General features: G+C 38.0%; 17 protein-coding genes. 7 read left to right on the top strand and 10 right to left on the bottom strand.

What is annotated here, in order from left to right; all coding sequences use genetic code 11:
* The first annotated feature begins 33 nt into the window (after positions 1 to 33).
* Both ACNR9Q_RS10425 and ACNR9Q_RS10430 read left to right on the top strand, forming a co-directional pair.
* A complete protein-coding gene (locus tag ACNR9Q_RS10425) occupies positions 34 to 2,109 on the top strand; it encodes a YfbK domain-containing protein (RefSeq protein ID WP_419211156.1) in 2,076 nt (691 codons plus the stop codon).
* A gap of 110 nt (positions 2,110 to 2,219) precedes the next feature.
* Positions 2,220 to 3,566 carry a M24 family metallopeptidase gene (locus ACNR9Q_RS10430; protein ID WP_419211157.1) on the top strand — a complete coding sequence of 449 codons (1,347 nt, stop codon included), beginning with the start codon at positions 2,220 to 2,222 and terminating at the stop codon, positions 3,564 to 3,566.
* Between the two features lie 5 nt (positions 3,567 to 3,571).
* Here ACNR9Q_RS10430 and ACNR9Q_RS10435 read toward each other — a convergent pair whose 3' ends face one another.
* Entirely contained in the window at positions 3,572 to 5,200 is a 1,629-nt protein-coding gene (locus tag ACNR9Q_RS10435) for an acyl-CoA carboxylase subunit beta (RefSeq protein ID WP_419211158.1), read from the bottom strand.
* 77 nt (positions 5,201 to 5,277) lie between these two features.
* On the opposite strand from ACNR9Q_RS10435, the gene ACNR9Q_RS10440 reads away from it, so the two are divergent.
* The 3 genes from ACNR9Q_RS10440 to ettA all read left to right on the top strand — a co-directional run bounded on the left by ACNR9Q_RS10440 (position 5,278) and on the right by ettA (position 8,272).
* The gene (locus ACNR9Q_RS10440) at positions 5,278 to 6,249 is read left to right on the top strand and encodes a Gfo/Idh/MocA family protein (protein ID WP_419211159.1); all 972 of its coding nucleotides are present in this window, start codon (positions 5,278 to 5,280) and stop codon (positions 6,247 to 6,249) included.
* 77 nt (positions 6,250 to 6,326) lie between these two features.
* A complete protein-coding gene (locus ACNR9Q_RS10445; protein WP_419211160.1) occupies positions 6,327 to 6,503 on the top strand; it encodes a CAL67264 family membrane protein in 177 nt (58 codons plus the stop codon).
* A gap of 77 nt (positions 6,504 to 6,580) precedes the next feature.
* On the top strand, positions 6,581 to 8,272 hold the full coding sequence (gene ettA, locus ACNR9Q_RS10450) for an energy-dependent translational throttle protein EttA (RefSeq protein WP_419211161.1): 1,692 nt from the start codon (positions 6,581 to 6,583) through the stop codon (positions 8,270 to 8,272).
* 59 nt (positions 8,273 to 8,331) lie between these two features.
* Here the strand turns inward: ettA and ACNR9Q_RS10455 are convergent, their stop codons facing one another.
* Positions 8,332 to 9,141 carry an MBL fold metallo-hydrolase gene (locus ACNR9Q_RS10455; RefSeq protein WP_419211162.1) on the bottom strand — a complete coding sequence of 270 codons (810 nt, stop codon included), beginning with the start codon at positions 9,139 to 9,141 and terminating at the stop codon, positions 8,332 to 8,334.
* Between the two features lie 10 nt (positions 9,142 to 9,151).
* Complete coding sequence (locus tag ACNR9Q_RS10460) at positions 9,152 to 9,610, bottom strand: GNAT family N-acetyltransferase (protein ID WP_419211163.1); 459 nt, start codon at positions 9,608 to 9,610, stop codon at positions 9,152 to 9,154.
* Positions 9,611 to 9,763: 153 nt separating this feature from the next.
* On the opposite strand from ACNR9Q_RS10460, the gene ACNR9Q_RS10465 reads away from it, so the two are divergent.
* Positions 9,764 to 10,651, top strand: a complete 888-nt coding sequence (locus ACNR9Q_RS10465; RefSeq protein WP_419211164.1) for a hypothetical protein — start codon at positions 9,764 to 9,766, stop codon at positions 10,649 to 10,651.
* Positions 10,652 to 10,717: 66 nt separating this feature from the next.
* Here the strand turns inward: ACNR9Q_RS10465 and fumC are convergent, their stop codons facing one another.
* Positions 10,718 to 12,118, bottom strand: a complete 1,401-nt coding sequence (gene fumC / locus ACNR9Q_RS10470) for a class II fumarate hydratase (RefSeq protein ID WP_419211165.1) — start codon at positions 12,116 to 12,118, stop codon at positions 10,718 to 10,720.
* Between the two features lie 169 nt (positions 12,119 to 12,287).
* Between fumC and ACNR9Q_RS10475 the strand changes: the two genes are divergently transcribed.
* Positions 12,288 to 12,461 carry a hypothetical protein gene (locus ACNR9Q_RS10475; protein WP_419211166.1) on the top strand — a complete coding sequence of 58 codons (174 nt, stop codon included), beginning with the start codon at positions 12,288 to 12,290 and terminating at the stop codon, positions 12,459 to 12,461.
* Positions 12,462 to 12,509: 48 nt separating this feature from the next.
* On the opposite strand, the gene ACNR9Q_RS10480 is transcribed toward ACNR9Q_RS10475, so the two are convergent.
* The 6 genes from ACNR9Q_RS10480 to ACNR9Q_RS10505 all read right to left on the bottom strand — a co-directional run bounded on the left by ACNR9Q_RS10480 (position 12,510) and on the right by ACNR9Q_RS10505 (position 19,004).
* Positions 12,510 to 15,023 carry a TonB-dependent receptor domain-containing protein gene (locus ACNR9Q_RS10480; protein WP_419211167.1) on the bottom strand — a complete coding sequence of 838 codons (2,514 nt, stop codon included), beginning with the start codon at positions 15,021 to 15,023 and terminating at the stop codon, positions 12,510 to 12,512.
* A gap of 5 nt (positions 15,024 to 15,028) precedes the next feature.
* Positions 15,029 to 15,535 carry a hypothetical protein gene (locus ACNR9Q_RS10485; RefSeq protein ID WP_419211168.1) on the bottom strand — a complete coding sequence of 169 codons (507 nt, stop codon included), beginning with the start codon at positions 15,533 to 15,535 and terminating at the stop codon, positions 15,029 to 15,031.
* A gap of 92 nt (positions 15,536 to 15,627) precedes the next feature.
* Positions 15,628 to 15,972: an arsenate reductase (glutaredoxin) gene (gene arsC, locus ACNR9Q_RS10490; protein WP_419214271.1), complete on the bottom strand. Its 345-nt coding sequence runs from the start codon at positions 15,970 to 15,972 to the stop codon at positions 15,628 to 15,630.
* A 34-nt stretch (positions 15,973 to 16,006) separates the two neighbouring features.
* Positions 16,007 to 17,108 (bottom strand): peptide chain release factor 2 gene (gene prfB, locus ACNR9Q_RS10495; RefSeq protein WP_419211169.1). Its coding sequence is split into 2 segments (ribosomal slippage): positions 16,007 to 17,041 and positions 17,043 to 17,108, totalling 1,101 coding nucleotides; the frame shifts between segments, so codons are not numbered across the junction.
* Between the two features lie 64 nt (positions 17,109 to 17,172).
* The gene (locus ACNR9Q_RS10500; RefSeq protein ID WP_419211170.1) at positions 17,173 to 18,060 is read right to left on the bottom strand and encodes a transglutaminase-like domain-containing protein; all 888 of its coding nucleotides are present in this window, start codon (positions 18,058 to 18,060) and stop codon (positions 17,173 to 17,175) included.
* Entirely contained in the window at positions 18,057 to 19,004 is a 948-nt protein-coding gene (locus ACNR9Q_RS10505) for an alpha-E domain-containing protein (RefSeq protein ID WP_419211171.1), read from the bottom strand. The genes ACNR9Q_RS10500 and ACNR9Q_RS10505 overlap by 4 nt, the downstream gene beginning before the upstream one ends.

A 19,004-nucleotide genomic window follows, 5' to 3' on the forward strand; every position in this document is an offset into this window, starting at 1 on the left:
TAGGTTTATCGCTCAAACGTCAAACCGACAATTATGAAAAATGTAGTAGTTCTATTCGTTCTTTTAAATAGTGTGATTTTATCTGCACAACAAATGGTCATAAGCGGTTCTGTCACCGATGGTAACGGTAGGCCTTTACCAGGTGCTAATATTATGGTGAAAGGTACTTCTAATGTTACGCAGACCGATTTTGATGGTAAATATTCCATTAATGCCTACACCGGTGCCAAACTAGTTTATAGCTATATTGGGTATAAGACTCAAGAAATCGAGGTCAAAGACCTTGCAGTTATTCATATAGCCCTAGAGGAAGATTCCCAAAAATTAGAAGAAGTGGTAATGGTAGGCTATGGAGTTAATATAAGCAGTACTAATGCTGTAGAGGTAATCCCCAACTTTCATAACAAACGCATCCAACAAAGGACTTTTCAAAATAGTATCAGTAAACAGTTACAGGGCAAGGTACCTGGAATTAGAATAATTGATTCTAAAGCGGAAAAATCAGGAAACGGAATAAAACAGCCGTTATATATCGTTGATGGTGTTCCGGTTCAAAAACAATACAACGCTATCGTTGCGGCGTTGAGTGATGATAAAATTGCAAATAAAAAGGTATTAAAAAGTAGAGCTGCCAAAAAGATATACGGTAAATCTGCCCAAAATGGATGTGTAGTTATTAATACGCACAAGGGAAATTATCTGGTCGAGAATGATGAAAATTATAGCCGTATCAGTGAAAATCAATTTCAAAAAGTCGATTTGAACCCCTTGTCTACATTTTCAATCGATGTGGACAAAGCTGCTTACAGTAATATAAGAAGGTTCATTAATAACGGACAAGAAGTTCCTGTTGATGCGGTCAAAATTGAGGAAATGATAAATTACTTTGACTATTCTTACCCACAACCTACTGATGAACATCCTTTTTCTGTAAATACGGAAGTTGCCAAAACGCCGTGGAATAATAATACCAAGTTGGTGCGTATCGGGTTGCAAGGCAAGGAATATTTGAACGAAGATTTGCCAGCATCGAACCTTACCTTTTTAATCGATGTTTCGGGATCAATGTCCGACAGCAACAAATTGCCTTTATTGAAATCTGCCTTCAAACTATTGATCAATCAATTAAGGGAAAAGGATAAAGTAGCGATTGTGGTCTATGCGGGTGCTGCCGGAGTTGTATTGGAGCCAACTTCTGGGCGTGACAAAAAGAAAATCCTCAATGCACTGAACAAATTGGAAGCTGGTGGTTCAACGGCAGGTGGCGAAGGTATTGAATTGGCCTATGCGCTAGCAACGGAACATTTCAAAAAGAATGGAAATAATAGGGTGATACTTGCAACCGATGGGGATTTTAACGTTGGGCTATCCGATGATCGGGCAATGGAAGATTTAATTACGGAAAAAAGAAAATCGGGCGTTTTCCTATCCGTACTTGGTTTTGGTATGGGTAATTACAAAGATTCAAAATTGGAGACTTTAGCAGATAAAGGAAATGGAAATCATGGTTACATTGATACGATGCAGGAAGCTCAGAAATTATTCGGTAAGGAGTTCGGAGGTACATTATTTACGATAGCAAAGGATGTGAAATTGCAAATTGAGTTTAATCCCGCCAAAGTAAAGTCGTATAGATTGATTGGTTATGAGAATAGAATATTGGCCGATGAGGATTTTATAGATGATACAAAAGACGCTGGTGAATTGGGTAGTGGTCATAAGGTTACCGCCTTGTACGAAATTGTAGAGGTTGGTGTCAATTCAGAATACATAAAAGAGGTGCCTACATTAAAGTACATCGGTAACACAGTCAACAATGGATTCTCTGAAGAATTATTTACGGTAAAATTCAGATACAAAAGGCCTAATGATGCAAATAGTATAGAACTAAAACACGTTCAAAACGACGAGGTGAAGGAAATGTCCCCAGACTTTCAATTTGCTTCTGCCGTTGCTTTATTCGGACAACAGTTAAGGAAGTCGGCATTCACCAATAATTCCACATTAGAAGATGTGATTGTTTTGACTGAAAAAGGTAGGAAAAATGATAGGAACGGATATAGGGCAGAATTTATACGTTTGGTTGAGAGTATGGATGATAATTTATGAAAAGAAAGATATGTAATTTATAGGATTTCTAAAAATGTATTGTTTTAAGGGAATTAGCGATTCAAATCTTGGTTATTTTGTATTTTCAAGGCCTATCTAAAACAATTCTTATGAAAAAAGGTTTCCTCATGTTATTTCTATTATGTATTGGTAAAACCTACAGCCAACAAATACTTTCTGAACAGGAAAGAGCGGTTGTGGTCGATGAAATTCTGGATGACCGTTTTAATAATCTATTGCCAAAATTGATGGACACTGCGGACATTGACATGTGGGTGGTCATATCTAGGGAATATAATGAAGATCCCGTGATACGAACGATGCTTCCGGCAACTTGGTTGAATGCGAGAAGGAGAACGATTCTTTTGTTTTATAGGGACAAGGAAAAAAATACGATTGAAAAATTGGCGGTAGCAAGATATAACGTTGGTAAGAATATCGTTTCGGCTTGGGACAAGGAAAAGCAACCAGATCAGTGGAAACGTTTGATGGAGTTGATAGCAGAAAGAAACCCCAATACAATCGGACTAAATTATTCTAAAGATCATAATATAGCGGATGGGTTGGATAAAACGGACTATGATGAATTCATGTCCAATTTACCAAAGAAACTTACATCGAAAGTCGTTTCTGCAGAGCAATTGGCCGTCCGTTGGATCGAAACCAGAACTGAGCGTGAAATGATTATCTACAATCAGCTCGTAGATATTACTCATGATATTATTGCCGAGGCTTTCTCTGAAAAGGTGATAACTCCAGGGGTAACGACCACCTCTGATGTGGTCTGGTGGATGCGTCAAAAAGTAACCGATTTAGGGTTGGAAACCTGGTTTCACCCAACCGTTGATGTACAAAGGAGCGAAAAAAATAAAGCCAGTAAATTCTATTCTTTTGCTGACAAACCAGATGAAATGATTATTCTGCCAGGAGATTTGTTACATTGTGATTTCGGAATCACTTATTTACGGTTGAACACTGATTGTCAAGAATTGGCCTATGTTCTAGAGCCTCAAGAAAAGTCAGCACCAAAATTTCTGGTCAACGGACTGAAAGATGGAAATAGGGTTCAGGATTTTTTAACTAGCACTATGAAGAAAGGCAAGACGGGGAATGAAATTTTAGCCAAGTCTTTAAGTGATGCGAAAGCCGCAGGACTTCAACCTTCTATTTACACGCACCCATTAGGAATGTATGGTCATTCTGCGGGAACCACCATTGGCATGTGGGATTCACAAGGTGGAGTTATGAAAGATGATGGAGAAAATTATCCTTTGAATACGAATACGGTTTACGCTATTGAACTGAACACAACCGTCAATATTCCGGAATGGAACAGGGATATTCGGATCATGCTTGAAGAAGCCGGTTTTTATGGTGAAAACGGTTTCAGGTATGTGAATGGCCGCCAGACCGACCTATTACTGATTCCAAGGGTAAAGGGGGATCAGGGTAATTAAGATATCTAAACCTGCAACACTCCCATATTAAATTGTTTCTCAATAGGAGCATGGTTTGCGGCCTCAATACCCATTGAAATCCATTTTCTAGTATCTTTCGGATCTATGATGGCATCCGTCCATAATCGGGCGGCGGCGTAATAGGGTGAGACTTGGTTATCGTAACGCTGCTTAATTTTATCGAACAGCTCTTTTTCCTTTTTTTCGCTAATGGTTTCGCCTTTCTTTTTCAGCGAAGCTTTTTCAATCTGTAGTAGCACCTTTGCGGCCGAGTTTCCACTCATTACGGCAAGTTCTGCGCTTGGCCAGGCAACGATTAATCTAGGGTCGTAGGCTTTTCCACACATGGCATAGTTTCCAGCGCCATAGCTGTTGCCGATTACAATGGTGAATTTGGGTACGACCGAATTACTTACAGCATTGACCATTTTGGCCCCGTCTTTAATGATACCGCCATGTTCACTTTTACTCCCTACCATAAAACCGGTCACATCCTGTAAAAAGACCAAGGGAATTTTCTTTTGGTTGCAATTCGCTATAAATCGGGTTGCTTTATCCGCGGAATCGGAATAAATAACCCCTCCGAATTGCATTTCTCCTTTGGCTGTTTTCACCACTTTACGCTGGTTGGCAACGATACCAACTGCCCAGCCGTCAATTCGGGCATATCCGGTTAGAATCGTTTGGCCGTATCCCGCTTTATATTCCTCAAACTCCGAACTGTCTACCAATCGTTTGATGATTTCCATCATGTCATATTGTTCTGAGCGACTTCCGGGAAGAATACCATAAATATCCTCAGGATTTTCTTTTGGTTTCACTGCCTTTGACCGATTGAAACCAGCCTTGGGGAAACCACCGATTTTATCCATGATGTTTTTAATGGTATCCAATGCTGCGGCATCATCCTTTGCTTTATAATCGGTTACGCCACTTATTTCACAATGGGTGGTCGCACCTCCTAAAGTTTCGTTATCTATACTCTCTCCAATAGCGGCCTTTACTAAATAACTTCCGGCTAAGAAGATACTTCCGGTCTTATCTACGATCAAAGCTTCGTCACTCATGATGGGGAGATAGGCGCCACCGGCAACACAACTGCCCATTACGGCGGATATCTGTGTAATTCCCATACTGCTCATGATTGCATTATTCCGAAATATGCGTCCGAAATGTTCCTTATCGGGAAAAATTTCATCCTGTAGAGGGAGATAGACCCCTGCACTATCTACTAAATAAATAATGGGCAGTTTATTTTCTATTGAAATTTCCTGTGCTCTTAAATTCTTCTTTGCCGTAATGGGAAACCAAGCTCCAGCTTTTACAGTTGCATCATTAGCCACTACGATACACTGTCTACCTTTTACATAACCTATTTTCACGATCACTCCGCCAGACGGGCAACCCCCATGGTCTTCATACATGCCTTCGCCAACAAAAGCGCCTATCTCCAATTGTTCGGCTTTTGGATCAAAAAGATAATCAATACGTTCACGGGCCGTCATCTTACCTTGTTCGTGCTGCTTGGTTATTTTTGCCTTTCCACCTCCAAGATAAACCTCCGACAGTTTTCGTCTAAGGTCAGATACTAGCAACTTATTTTTATCTTCGTTTTGATTGAACTTAATATTCATTCCTTGTGTTTTCTTTTTCTAGGCTAAAGATAAGGAGTTAAATTTGGGTTTACTAAATCGTACAAAAACAAAAGCATATGATCAATTGGGGTATTATTGGCGCAGGGAATATCGCCCATACTTTTTCGAAGGATTTAAAGTTAGTGGAGAATGGAAAATTGGTCGCGGTCGCTTCTAGAAGTTTGGAAAAGGCCACGACCTTTGCTAATGAATATAATGCTCCCCTTGCCTTCGGCAGTTACGAGGAATTGTTTCAGTGTAAGGAAGTTGATGTAATTTACATTGCAACCCCGCATACCAACCATGCAGAATTGAGCATTGCCGCAATGAAGGCGGGAAAAAATGTACTCTGTGAAAAACCTGCAGGGGTCAATAAGGGTCAGGTTTTAGAAATGGTAAAAACGGCAAAGAAGCATAATGTATTTTTTATGGAAGCGCTTTGGAGCAGATTTAATCCGACGATAATTAAGGTCAAAAACTTAATTGATACAGGAACAATTGGTAAGGTGGGGTACTTGCATGCAGATTTTGCCTTTTATGGGTTGGACAGAGATGTTAACGGTAGACTCTTAAACCCCGATCTGGCTGGTGGTTCTTTGTTGGATATTGGTATTTATCCCATTTTCCTTTCCTATCTCCTTTTAGGAATGCCTAAAGATATTAAGGCCAGCGTGAATTTTAATGAAACTGGAGTTGAAGTACAGACCAGTATGATCTTTAATTATGGTAATGCCCAATCCGTTTTATATAGCGGCCTTAACTCCAATTCAGAAATGAATGCCCAAATTTCGGGTAGTGAAGGTTCCATCTTTATTCATCCCAGATGGCACGAAACTACCGGTTATACATTGGTTAAGGATGGCGAGAAGACCATACATGAAATCGGTAAATTAGGTAAAGGATACACGTATGAAATCGAAGAAGTTCAAAACTGCCTTTCTCATGGTAAACTAGAAAGTGATTTATGGAGTCATCAAAATAGTCTTGACCTCATCGAATTAATGGACACTGTGCGTAGTAAAACAGGAATCGTCTTTCCCTTTGAATAATAAGCACTGTTAAAATTGGACAGATGCCTTAAAATTTACGATATTTGAAGTTCCCTTAAATTTTAATTAAATCGGAAATGAATAAGAATACAGTGCTCGCATGGGCCACTTTTATTATGATTGTAGTAGGTCTGGCTTTGATAGCCTTAGGTGCCTTTCGTTATGATGATGTTGCCGGATGGGGATTTGCATCGGTAGGAATTGGTTTTTTTGCTATCGCATGGGTCTTCAATGCACTCAAAGGAAGGGTTTAATCATAAAACGCAAATAACTTTTTATTATCCTAAAGTAATAGGGTACTCGATTTTATTTTCAACTAATACTATATTTTATGTCAGACGATAAGAAGGTGATCTTCTCTATGTCAGGGGTTACAAAGACCTACAAGAATGCCAATACACCGGTTTTAAAAAATATATACCTAAGTTTCTTTTATGGGGCCAAGATTGGCATCTTGGGACTGAACGGATCTGGTAAATCTACTTTGTTAAAGATTATTGCCGGCGTGGATAAGAATTTTCAAGGTGATGTTGTTTTCTCACCGGGGTATAACGTTGGCTATTTGGAGCAAGAACCTGAATTGGACGAGAATAAGACCGTTTTAGAAGTGGTTAAGGAAGGTGTTGCAGAGACGGTTGCCATACTTGATGAGTATAATAAGATCAACGATATGTTCGGCCTTCCAGAGGTTTATGAGAATGCCGATAAAATGCAGAAGTTGATGGATCAACAATCTGCTTTGCAGGATAAAATCGATGCGGCCAATGCTTGGGAATTGGACACCAAGTTAGAAATAGCTATGGATGCCCTACGAACTCCTGAGCCCGATAAAAAAATCGGTGTGCTATCCGGAGGGGAAAGAAGAAGGGTGGCCCTATGTCGATTATTGCTTCAAGAACCTGAAATCCTTTTGCTTGATGAGCCTACCAACCACTTGGATGCAGAATCCGTTCACTGGTTAGAGCATCATTTGGCGCAATATAAAGGAACGGTGATTGCCGTAACGCACGATAGATACTTTTTGGATAACGTTGCCGGATGGATTTTAGAGTTAGATCGAGGTGAAGGCATTCCTTGGAAAGGAAACTATTCATCTTGGTTGGATCAAAAATCGAAGCGCATGGCGCAAGAAAGTAAAACAGCTTCCAAACGTCAGAAAACTTTAGAACGTGAGTTGGAATGGGTACGTCAAGGTGCGAAAGGAAGACAGACGAAACAAAAAGCCAGACTTAATAACTACGATAAGTTAATGAGTCAGGACCAAAAACAATTGGATGAAAAATTAGAGATTTACATTCCAAACGGCCCCCGACTAGGAACAAATGTCATTGAAGCGAAAGGAGTCAGTAAAGCTTTTGATGATAAATTGCTTTATGAGGAATTGAACTTTAAACTGCCCCAAGCGGGAATTGTTGGAATCATAGGACCAAATGGTGCTGGAAAAACGACTATTTTCAGAATGATCATGGGTGAGGAAACTCCCGATAAAGGTGCATTTGAAACCGGGGAAACCGCAAAAATCGCGTACGTAGATCAAAGTCACTCTAACATAGATCCTGAAAAAACGATTTGGCAAAACTTCAGTGACGAACAGGAACTTATTATGATGGGAGGGAGGCAAGTGAACTCAAGAGCTTATTTGAGTAGGTTTAATTTCTCTGGAAGTGAACAGAATAAAAAGGTTAGCATGCTTTCTGGTGGGGAACGTAACCGTTTGCATTTGGCCATGACCTTAAAGGAAGAAGGGAATGTACTCTTGTTAGATGAGCCTACCAATGATTTGGATGTTAATACCTTAAGGGCATTGGAAGAAGGTTTGGAAAATTTTGCAGGTTGTGCGGTCGTAATATCGCATGATAGATGGTTCTTGGATCGTATTTGTACCCATATCTTGGCTTTTGAAGGAAACTCTCAGGTGTATTTCTTTGAAGGTTCTTTTTCAGATTATGAAGAAAGTAAAAAGAAACGCTTGGGCGGCGATCTTATGCCAAAGCGAATTAAGTATAAAAAACTGATCAGATAAAAAAAACTCCCGCGATTAGCGGGAGTTTTTTTTGATTCAAAATTGTTTTTAGTTGACCACTAATAATCTTCGTTCGGATACCAATCTAACTGTACGACCTCAATATCCTTATTTCCTTCGTTGACCAATTTCTTGAACTTCGCCACGTTACTTACATCGGGTCTACCTCTGTAATGATAGGGATATACTTCTTTCGGTTTAAACTCCAATACTGCAGACGCGGCATTTTCAACCGTCATGGTATACGGCAGGTTCATACAGACAAAGGCCTTATCTATATTCTTCAAAGAACGCATTTCAGGAATATCCTCAGTATCTCCAGAGAAATAGATCCGTTGGGCGCCCTTTGTTAAAACATATCCATTACCGCGTCCTTTCACATGAAAATCTTTGGCTTCTTCTCGTAAGTTATACATGGGTATGGCCTCGACAAGTATATCATTATGTTCAACGCTGTCCCCATTATTTATAATATCTAACTTTGTTTTAAACTCTTCAGGTATTTCGTCTGACACGGCTTGCGGAACAATGATTTTGGCTTTGGAAGTATCCAAGGCTTCCAATGTCTCTAAGTTTAAATGATCTCCGTGAATGTCTGTAATCAATATTAAATCGGGTTTCTTTTGTTCTTCAAAAGCGGTCGCTCCTCCAGTAGGGTCAACGTAAATTGTAATATCTCCCCATTCTAAAATCACAGTTGCATGCTCAATAGGAATGATTTTTATTTCATCCATTGCTTTAGGTGGCTCGGATATGTTTTCTCCATACTGAGGAGATGCATCTAATTCTTTTTCTGATTTTTTTGCTTCTTTACAGGCAAATGTGAATGTTACGGTAAATAATAAGATGAGTAGTTTTCCTTTTTTCATAGTGTTTGTTTTATAGCGTTAATTCCATTTTAATATCGGATCGAATATAGATAAGGTTTTTTTCCAATTCAACTTCTTTAAATCCGAATTTTTTATAAATATGCAATGCCGTGTCCAGTTTTGTGCTAGAATAGAGAACTATTTTTTTCCAGTTCCTTTTTTTACTGAAATCAATGGCAAAAGTCAACATGTGCTGGCCGATGCGTAACCCTTGATGAGCCTTGCTCACGGCCATTTTGCCTAATTCGAATTCTTCTTCTGTCTGCTTAAGTAAAGTAAAGCAACCTACGGGTTCATTATTCCAAAGGCTAATAAAAATATAGCCTCCCTTTTTTATAATGGATGCTTCGCAGTTTTCCAATAATTCTTTATCCTTATCCTCCACTTTAAAATACTCAGTTATCCAAGCTAAATTGAGTTCTTTAAAACTTTGTGCATATTTCGATTCGAATGGAACTATGGTTAACAAGGGCTGGCGGTTTAAAGGTATATCTTCACTAAGTTAATCTAAAGTTGAAGGTTTTTAGAGCAGATCTAAAATATTTTAACATCAAAAAAATCTAAAAATAGAATCCATACGTATATAAATCGAACAAACAGACAATTTATTAAATTTATTATTATGACTGAAACAAAAAATAACAATGGTTTAAAGGTCTTGACCGCACTTTTAGGGGTTGTGCTTTTAGGTACTATCATCTACACAGTAAGTCTTTATCAGGATAAGAAGAAGACCGAAACTGTTCTTAGTAAAGAGAAAGAATTGGTGGTAGAGGATTTGAATAGCTTAAAATCTGAATACGACAAAGCTATTCTTGAAAGTAATGCGACTAACGAAGAATTGGTTAGTGCTAGGGACAATATTGCAAAATATATTGATTCCGTAAAAACAATGAAAGCCGATATTGGAACATTGTCAAGATATAGGAGACAAGTTGGGGTTCTTAAAGCTGAAAGAGAGCAATTGTTACGACAGGTCGATTCGTTGACACGTTCGAACACTATGATTGCAATGCAACGTGATAGTACGTATGTTGAATTGGAAAAACAAACCGTTTTCAATGACTCATTGGTTGTACAGAATACAAATCTTGCACAAGTAGTTGAAAAAGGTTCTGCTTTGAATCTTTCTAAATTTAATGTTGATGCAGTCAAAGAACGCAATAGCGGCAAGTTGGTTTCTACCCAACGTGCAAGAGCTACCGATAAATTTAAAATCTGTTTCACCGTTGCGGATAATGTTATTGCACAAGCTGGTGATAGAGAGTTTTATCTAGAGGTTTTGGATCCACAAGGAAATGTTCTTGGTGGAAGTAATTCAAAAACGAATGAAAATGGAGCTTCTGTGACCTATAGTAAAGAAACAAGTTTCTATTATGAGAACAAGGCTTTAGATGTTTGTGACTATATCAGTAAACCAGCCGGTGATTTTAAGGATGGTAACTATATGGTTAACGTATATGATGACCAATTAAAGTTATTAGGAACTTCTAAGTTCATGTTAAAATAGAACCTTATTGATATAATTAAAAAGGGCGACCATATTGGTCGCCCTTTTTTTGTAAAAATTAATTGCTTAGTCTTTTAAACTTCCTACCATATCTTCCGGTTTCACCCATTCGTCATAATCTTCAGCAGTTACATAGCCGAGATTAATGGCCTCCTCTTTTAAAGTCGTACCATTTTTATGTGCCGTATTGGCAATTTCAGCAGCTTTGTAATAGCCTATTTTTGTATTCAAGGCAGTTACTAGCATTAAAGAGTTGTTCAATAGCTGTTTGATGACTTCATGGTTGGGTTCTATTCCAGCAGCACAATTTTCCTCAAAACTAACACATGCATCACCGATTAGTTGTGCTGATTGTAGAATATTTGCGGCCATCAAAGGTTTGAATACATTCAGTTCATAATGTCCTTGCGTACCTCCGATGCTAATAGCAACGTCGTTGCCCATAACTTGGGCGCAAACCATGGTCAATGCTTCACACTGGGTTGGATTCACTTTTCCTGGCATAATTGAGCTACCTGGCTCGTTCGCAGGAATAATTATTTCCCCGATGCCAGAACGCGGTCCTGAGGCCATCATTCGAATGTCATTGGCAATTTTATTGAGGGAAACCGCTAATTGCTTTAAAGCCCCATGACTTTCAACGATAGCGTCGTGTGCGGCAAGTGCCTCGAACTTGTTTTCAGCGGTAATAAAAGATAAGCCAGTAAATTCTGCTATATATTTTGCTACGAGAACGTCATAGCCTTCCGGCGTATTAAGTCCGGTTCCAACAGCAGTTCCTCCTAGGGCCAACTCGCTTAAATGTGCTAAGGTGTTATTCAAGGCCTTTAAACCATGGTCTAGTTGCGATACATAACCTGAGAATTCCTGACCTAAGGTTAGGGGAGTGGCATCCATAAGGTGCGTACGCCCTATTTTAACAACATTCTTGAATTCTATTGCTTTTTTATGTAATGTATTCCTTAATTGGGTAACCCCGGGTATGGTAACTTCAACAATCTTTTTATAAGCGGCGATATGCATCCCTGTAGGAAATGTATCGTTAGAAGATTGAGATTTGTTGACATCATCATTTGGTTGAATGGTTTTTTCACCTTCACCGATTACTTGACCTGCAATCTCATGGGCCCTGTTTGCAACAACTTCGTTAACGTTCATATTGCTTTGCGTACCCGAACCTGTTTGCCAAATGACCAATGGAAACTGATCATTAAGCTTGCCTTCTAAAATTTCATCACAAACTTGTGCGATCAAATCTCTTTTTTCTGTCGATAACACCCCTAGTTCGCAATTGGCATAAGCCGCCGATTTTTTTAAATAGGCAAACCCATAAATAATATCCATTGGCATGGACGCAGAAGGACCAATTTTAAAATTATTTCGGGAACGTTCCGTTTGTGCGCCCCAATATTTATCCTTGGGTACTTCTACTTTACCCATGGTATCTTTCTCGATTCTAAATTCCATGATAACTATATTTTAATGAATCTTAAACTAACTTGATTAAGTACCCCAAAAATAAGGTTTACATTTATTTTTATGGAAAGAAGATTATAATGATTACTGAAATTAATTTTAAATATCGTTTGCAAAAAATAATTTGATTATGGTATCTTTGTAGTATTAAATAAATGATATGTTCGAATTTGACCAGTATTTAGGATTTTTAGCTTTTTTGACCATTTTGACCATTGGTTTTTGGCTGATGATGTTTTTGTTGATGTTCGTTGTGCCTTATTGGTTAGTGGGTAATATTACAGAACTTTTAAAAGAAAGACGTGCCAAGAAAAAGGCATTACTTGATTCATAAATAAAAAAGGAGCCATTTTGGCTCCTTTTTTTATACACTATATTGGGATTAGAATTCTTCATCGTCCCCACCATTATTATTGTTTTGTCTTCCTCTCTGCGGCTGTTTTTTCTCGTTAATTCTGTAAATGAATCCTAGTGTGAATTGTCTTTGCCTCCATTGAAATTCACTGTCTGAGGTAAAATATGAATCATCATTAATACCATTCATACTGTCGGTAAAAGATCTTCGCTTTCTTGAGTTCAAAAGATCACTTACGTTAAAAGAGATGGTACCGTTATCCTTAAACACATCTTTACTGAAGGCTAAGTCTAACGAAAATATACCTTTACTCTTGGTTTGTGAATTTTGTGATGGGCCTCTGTAAAATCCGTTTGTCTGCCAATCTATTTTTCCTGGTAATGTTATTTTTGAACTGAATCGTGAGAACCAACTCGTATTGGTAACACCATAATCTATTCCGTTGAAAAACCCGTCTGTCTGGAATTGGAAGAAGTTAAAACTTCCATTCAATCTCAGCCATTTTTCAGGACTGTAAAGAAGTCCGAGTTCGGCACCTATTCGTTTATTGGTCGATAAATTTACAGGTAAGGTCCTAATAATATTAATACCATCGGAAGTAACTTGCCCCGTGTCTTCTTGGATGCGTTCGAAGGAACTCGTCTCTTTTTGGAAATATATCGATGAGGTTAAAGTAAGTACATCCCAACGTTTTAAGTATCCTAAATCATAGGCGTTGGCATAGGCTGGATCTAAATCGGGATTTCCTTGAAAAATATTGGTTCGGCTAGATCTGGAAGGAAAAGGATTTATGAAAAATCCCCTTGGTCTGTTTATTCTTCTATTATAACCAAGACTGAAATTTTCCTTTTCACTCAGTTCATAGATTAAATTTAAGGTTGGGAATAAGCCTAAATACTTCTTGTCAAAATTAAGGTCGATTTCACTTCCCAATATTTCTTGAAGTTCAGTAAGGTCGACCGATGCATCAACATTTCCTTTAAGTTGTGTACTTTCTAGCCTTAGTCCTAGCAAGTAAGAAAATTTTCCTAATTTATCACCGTACTGTGTGTAAAGTGCATTTACGTTTTGATTGTAAGTAAAAATGTTGGTAAGCCCCAAATTAGTTTCAAATTGACCACTTTCTGTATTGAATTGATCTAATTGGTAATCATTGGAATTTTCTTCAAAATTACCACGATAACCTGCCTCAAATTGGGCATCTCCGATAGGCAATACATAATCGGATTGAATTAAAAATTCATTTTGTAATTGGGTTTCATAGATGTTCTGAGCATCAACAAATTCTTCATTAGGAAATGTGTAATTCTCTCTAATCGTTGTGGGCTGTATTTCCTTATCATAGGAATATTGGAAGTCTGCCGTTAGTTTTTGACCACTTTCATTAATATTATTGGTATAGTTAAGAGAGACTTGGTAGCTCTTATCATCTTGATTTTCTTCTTCTCTGCGTAACGTTCTACTATCGATGATGGATTTATTAAAGCGGGTCGTATTGTTCTCTGTAATATCTTGTTCGTCACTAAACCTGCCGAAAACACTACCAGTAAGGGATGATTTGTCTGTAAGGAAATACTCAATGCCCAAATTCACATTATAGCCCTTATCTTTTCTTTGAATGTCCCTATCTTCGATAATTCGATCAAAATTATCGGGATTTGTATCAAAATATTTATTGTCGAAATAACCATTACCGGGAGCACCACGGTAGAAATACCCAATGGTATTGAAAATATTGAATTTATCTGTTCGTAAGTTAAGATTTGCTGTAATGGAACTAGATATGGGATAACCAACTGTAGTATTGATCGTACCGTTGAAACCTAAAGTTTTTTCCTTTTTAAGTACAATGTTAATAATACCTCCTGTTCCTTCAGCATCATATCTAGCCGATGGGCTGGTTATAACTTCGATTTTTTCAATAGCATCAGCAGGCAGCTGCCGCAAAGCATCTGTAGAGCCGAAACCGGCCAAAGCGGATGGCTTACCATTAATAAGAATACGTACATTATCATTGCCACGTAAGGCGATGGCTCCGTCTACATCAACGGTTACTGATGGAATATTGTTTAGGGCATCACTTATATTGGCGCCACTGGTGGTAAGGTCCTTGCCAACATTATATATTTTTTTGTCGAGTCTTACTTCAACGGTTGTTTTTTCACCAACTACTTCAACAGCATCTAGTTGTGCGACATCTAAAGAAAGTCTTATGGTGCCTAAATCGGTATTTTTCGTAAGAGATTGATTAGGTCTTTTTATGGTTTTATAACCGATATACTCAATGCTTACATTGTAGGATCCAGGCTCGGCTTCTACACTAAAATTACCATCAATATCAGTGATACCACCACTAATTTTATTTGGATCACTTACACTTTGTAGTACTAGGGTGGCATATTCTAATGGAACATCCGTTCCTTGCTCAAGAACTTTTCCTGTAATTTCAATCGGACCTTGTCCCCGGACTCCTCCTTCCGGTCTTTGACTAAATATGGGTTGTAATGCTAGAATTAGGAGTAAAGGGAAAAGTTTCTTCATTAAAATTAGTTTTTAGTTTTCTTTCGTTTTTCTTTTTTCTTCTTTTTGAGTGTCTTTGCAACCCCTTCTTTTTGCAGCGCAACAAAAGCCTCATACTTTTCAAGTGGTAAACCGGCTTTTAGCTCTTCATCTTGTCTTTTTGTAATATTTTCATACACCTCCCTCATTTTTTCTGGAGGTAATTTTAATATTTGAGCTTCTATTCGCTCTTGAACATATTTTTTAAGTACTGAACTTAGCACGGCCTGTTCAAAATCATTCAAATCTAAAGCTTCGGTAAGAGAGGGCATTTCTCCATCAACGAGTTGTTCCGCAGTTTTTGGCTCTGGTTCTTTGGGTGTTTCTTGCGCTTGTGGAATAGTACTTCGTTGTCTACCGTAACCGTAACCACCACGTCCATAACCGTAACCACCGCCTCCATAGCCATATTGGGCATAGATTTCAGAACTTGTAAATAGAATTGACAGTAGGATCAAAAATTTAATGCTACCTGATTTAACTACTTTTTTCATGAGCTTTGATTATAAAATTAGACTTTGGTTTAACCTTGAATGGTTAATACTTTGTTAATAGGTTTACTTATCTAGTACTTTGGTTAAACATATTATTCAATAAGGGAGGTTATTTTGGATGCAGGTCTACCTATAACGGCTTGATCGTCTTTAACTACAATGGGCCTTTCTATGAGTTTAGGATAAGTAATCATTGCGTCAAAAATCTCTTCGTCGGTTAAATACTTATCCCTAAACTTTTCCTTCCAAATAATTTCATTCTTACGGACTAAATTAATCGGATCTATTCCTAAATACGTGACAATCGTTTTAAGTTCGTCTTTTGAGGGTACATCTTCAAGATATTTTATCACTTCAAATTCCTTGCCAGATTTCTCTAGAATATCAAGTCCTTCCCGTGATTTTCTGCATCTAGGATTGTGATATATTTTTATGATACTGTCCATTATTATAATCGATTGTAATGAAAGATTAGTCTTCTTCTTTTTGGCCCATCATCATTAAGAAGGCTTTCAAGAAACGATCTAAATCCCCATCCATCACGGCATCAACATTTCCCGTTTCTTCACCAGTTCTGACATCCTTGACCAACTTGTAAGGATGCATCACATAATTTCGAATCTGAGAACCCCATTCGATTTTCATTTTTGAAGATTCGATTTCTTGACGGGCCTCCATCTTCTTTCGAAGTTCAATTTCGTACAGTTGCGATTTCAACATTTTCATGGCTGTAGCCCTGTTGTCATGCTGACTTCTGCTATCTGAACATGATATTTGAATACCCGTAGGATGGTGAACCAGTTGAACCTTGGTTTCTACCTTGTTCACATTCTGACCACCGGCACCACTTGAACGCGCCGTTGTTATGGTAATATCTGCAGGGTTGATATCTATTTCTATACTGTCATCCACTAAGGGATATACATAAACGGAAACAAACGAAGTATGCCGCTTCGCATTACTGTCAAATGGTGAAATACGCACCAACCTGTGTACCCCGTTCTCACCTTTCAACCAACCAAAAGCAAATTCACCGTCAATTTCTAGAGTGACGGTTTTGATGCCTGCTACGTCTCCCTCTTGGTAATTGAGCTCCTTGATTTTATAGCGGTTCTTTTCAGCCCACATCATATACATGCGCATGAGCATTGCGGCCCAATCGCAACTTTCTGTACCCCCGGCCCCCGCAGTAATTTGAAGTACAGCGGGTAATTCGTCACCTTCTTCGGATAGCATATTCTTGAATTCCATTTTTTCAATGGTATTCACTGCCTTTTCATATTGGCGTTCTACTTCCTCAGCGGTAATTTCACCTTCTTCTTGGAATTCTAATAAAATTTCTAGGTCGGCAATAAGTGCACTAGCTTCATTATAATCGTCTACCCATTGTTTTTTAGACTGGATAAATCTCATATGACTTTGAGCCTCTTGCGGATTGTCCCAAAAATCAGGAGCTAAGGTCTTTTCTTGTTCGTTCTCTATTTCTATTAATTTCGCATCGATGTCAAAGATACCTCCTTAACGCACCAAGGCGATCTATAAGACCTTTGTAGTGGTCTGTACTTATGTTCATAATCATTCTATTTTGGGTAAAAATAACACTCTTTTAAAGAATGGAAGCCTATAACTTTTAAATACTATTGCTGACTTTGCACCTTGACCGCATGTGACGTTTTATTTTTTCCTTGTGAATAAATAACGCCTCTTAACGGTGAGCAATCATTATAATCTTTACCATGACAAACCTTTATGTGGCTGGTGTTGGCCAGAATATCATTTGTGGGGTCAAAACCTTTCCATCCAATTTGGGGAATGTAGGCTTCTGCCCAAGCATGCATCTGCGAATCACCGAAAAAACCAGTGTTTTGATTAAGATATCCGGAGACATACCGGGTAGGAATACCATTTTCTCTGGCCAAGGCGCAAAATAGATGTGAGAAATCTTGACATACGCCTTGCTTATTGAAAAGAATATCCTGAAGTAAAGTGCCCACTTCGGTTACTCCTGATTTAAAAAGGATATGTTCGTAGGTCCAATGATTAAGTGCCTTTAGATTTTCAAAAATAGAAACCGAGGTATCGAAAGAGAATAACCGCTCATCTAATTTGGGTAACCGCGTAAACGAAGTGAATTTTAAAAATTGTTCGAAATTAATTCTGAATTCTAGCTCTTCCAATTTTTGATATCCGAAGGTGTTATCTAAATCTAAGGCGAAATTATAGGGGTCCACTTTTTCTTTTTTAAACTTAAAATTAGCCTCAAAAGAAATTTCCTTGAACTTTTTTCTAGGATGAACCCTTATGGTCTTGAAACCATATCCATTTATAGAATATTCTGTATGGGTATTTAAGGAGTTGGAAAATTCAATTTCCACGTCATGTTGACTTTCGTTCTCCATGGGGATGATTAAAAACTGCCAATAGGCATCATGCACCCAATTCTCATAACTATTGACGGCCGTATAGGTAATTTCGTATTCTTCTGGCATAATGACCAAAGGTACTTTATTATTTAATTTGCTCAATAGCTGAAAAACTCTTCGTCAACTTTGTTACTTATCTGCACAAGGCTCTTAAGGATATTCTCGATGAACGATTTAATATCTTCTTCTATCTCTTCAATATATTTGTATTCATATTCAGAACGTACCCTACCAATCAAAAAAGCGGTGGATTCTTTATTGTAAGACCTTTCGGGATTAAGAATCTTAACGTGGTCGTATACTTGATTTAACGAATTCATTACAGATCTAGGGCAATTAGGATTAAGAATTAAAAATTCTAAGGTGGAGATACTCGTCGGGGTTTTTTTATAGAACCTTCGCATCATATCATAAGATTCTGCACATTTCAGTAAAGTAGTCCATTCAAAGCTTTTACTGAATTTATCTCCATAACTCCCTTGTGCCATTAAGGCATCATTGTATTTGGCATTGATCATTCTCGTGATTTGGGTAGCCCTTTCAATATTGACCCCCATTAAAATTATAGCATAGGTTGAATCATGCAATAATGTTCCTCTAATTTTCCCTCTCAATATTGCGGTCATTTCGGCAACATTGGTCGTGAAATCATGAAGACCGTTTTTGACGAAAACGTGTTTTGGATAATTTAAAACAAAATGGTAGAACTTGTTTATGGCCTCATAAAGTTCGGTTGAAATCAAATCACGTGCGCTATTGGCATTTTCACGTGCAAACTTTACATTATTTAAAATTGAAAATTGATATCCTGGATCTAGACCAATTTTATACAGAACTTCATTTTCACTAAGTACTTTACTTTCATCCTCTTCCGGGTCCCCAACCATGAACAACATGGAGCGTAATACGAATTGTCTATCCTGTGATTTTAAATTCGGCGCATCTAATGATGAAAAGTAATTTACGTTTAAATAACGCGCTATGTGTTCTGAACGTTCTATGTAACGTCCCATCCAAAATAAGTTATTGGCTACTCTTGCTAACAT

The organism is Maribacter sp. X9 (assembly GCF_048537565.1).
Classification (GTDB): Bacteria; Bacteroidota; Bacteroidia; order Flavobacteriales; family Flavobacteriaceae; genus Maribacter.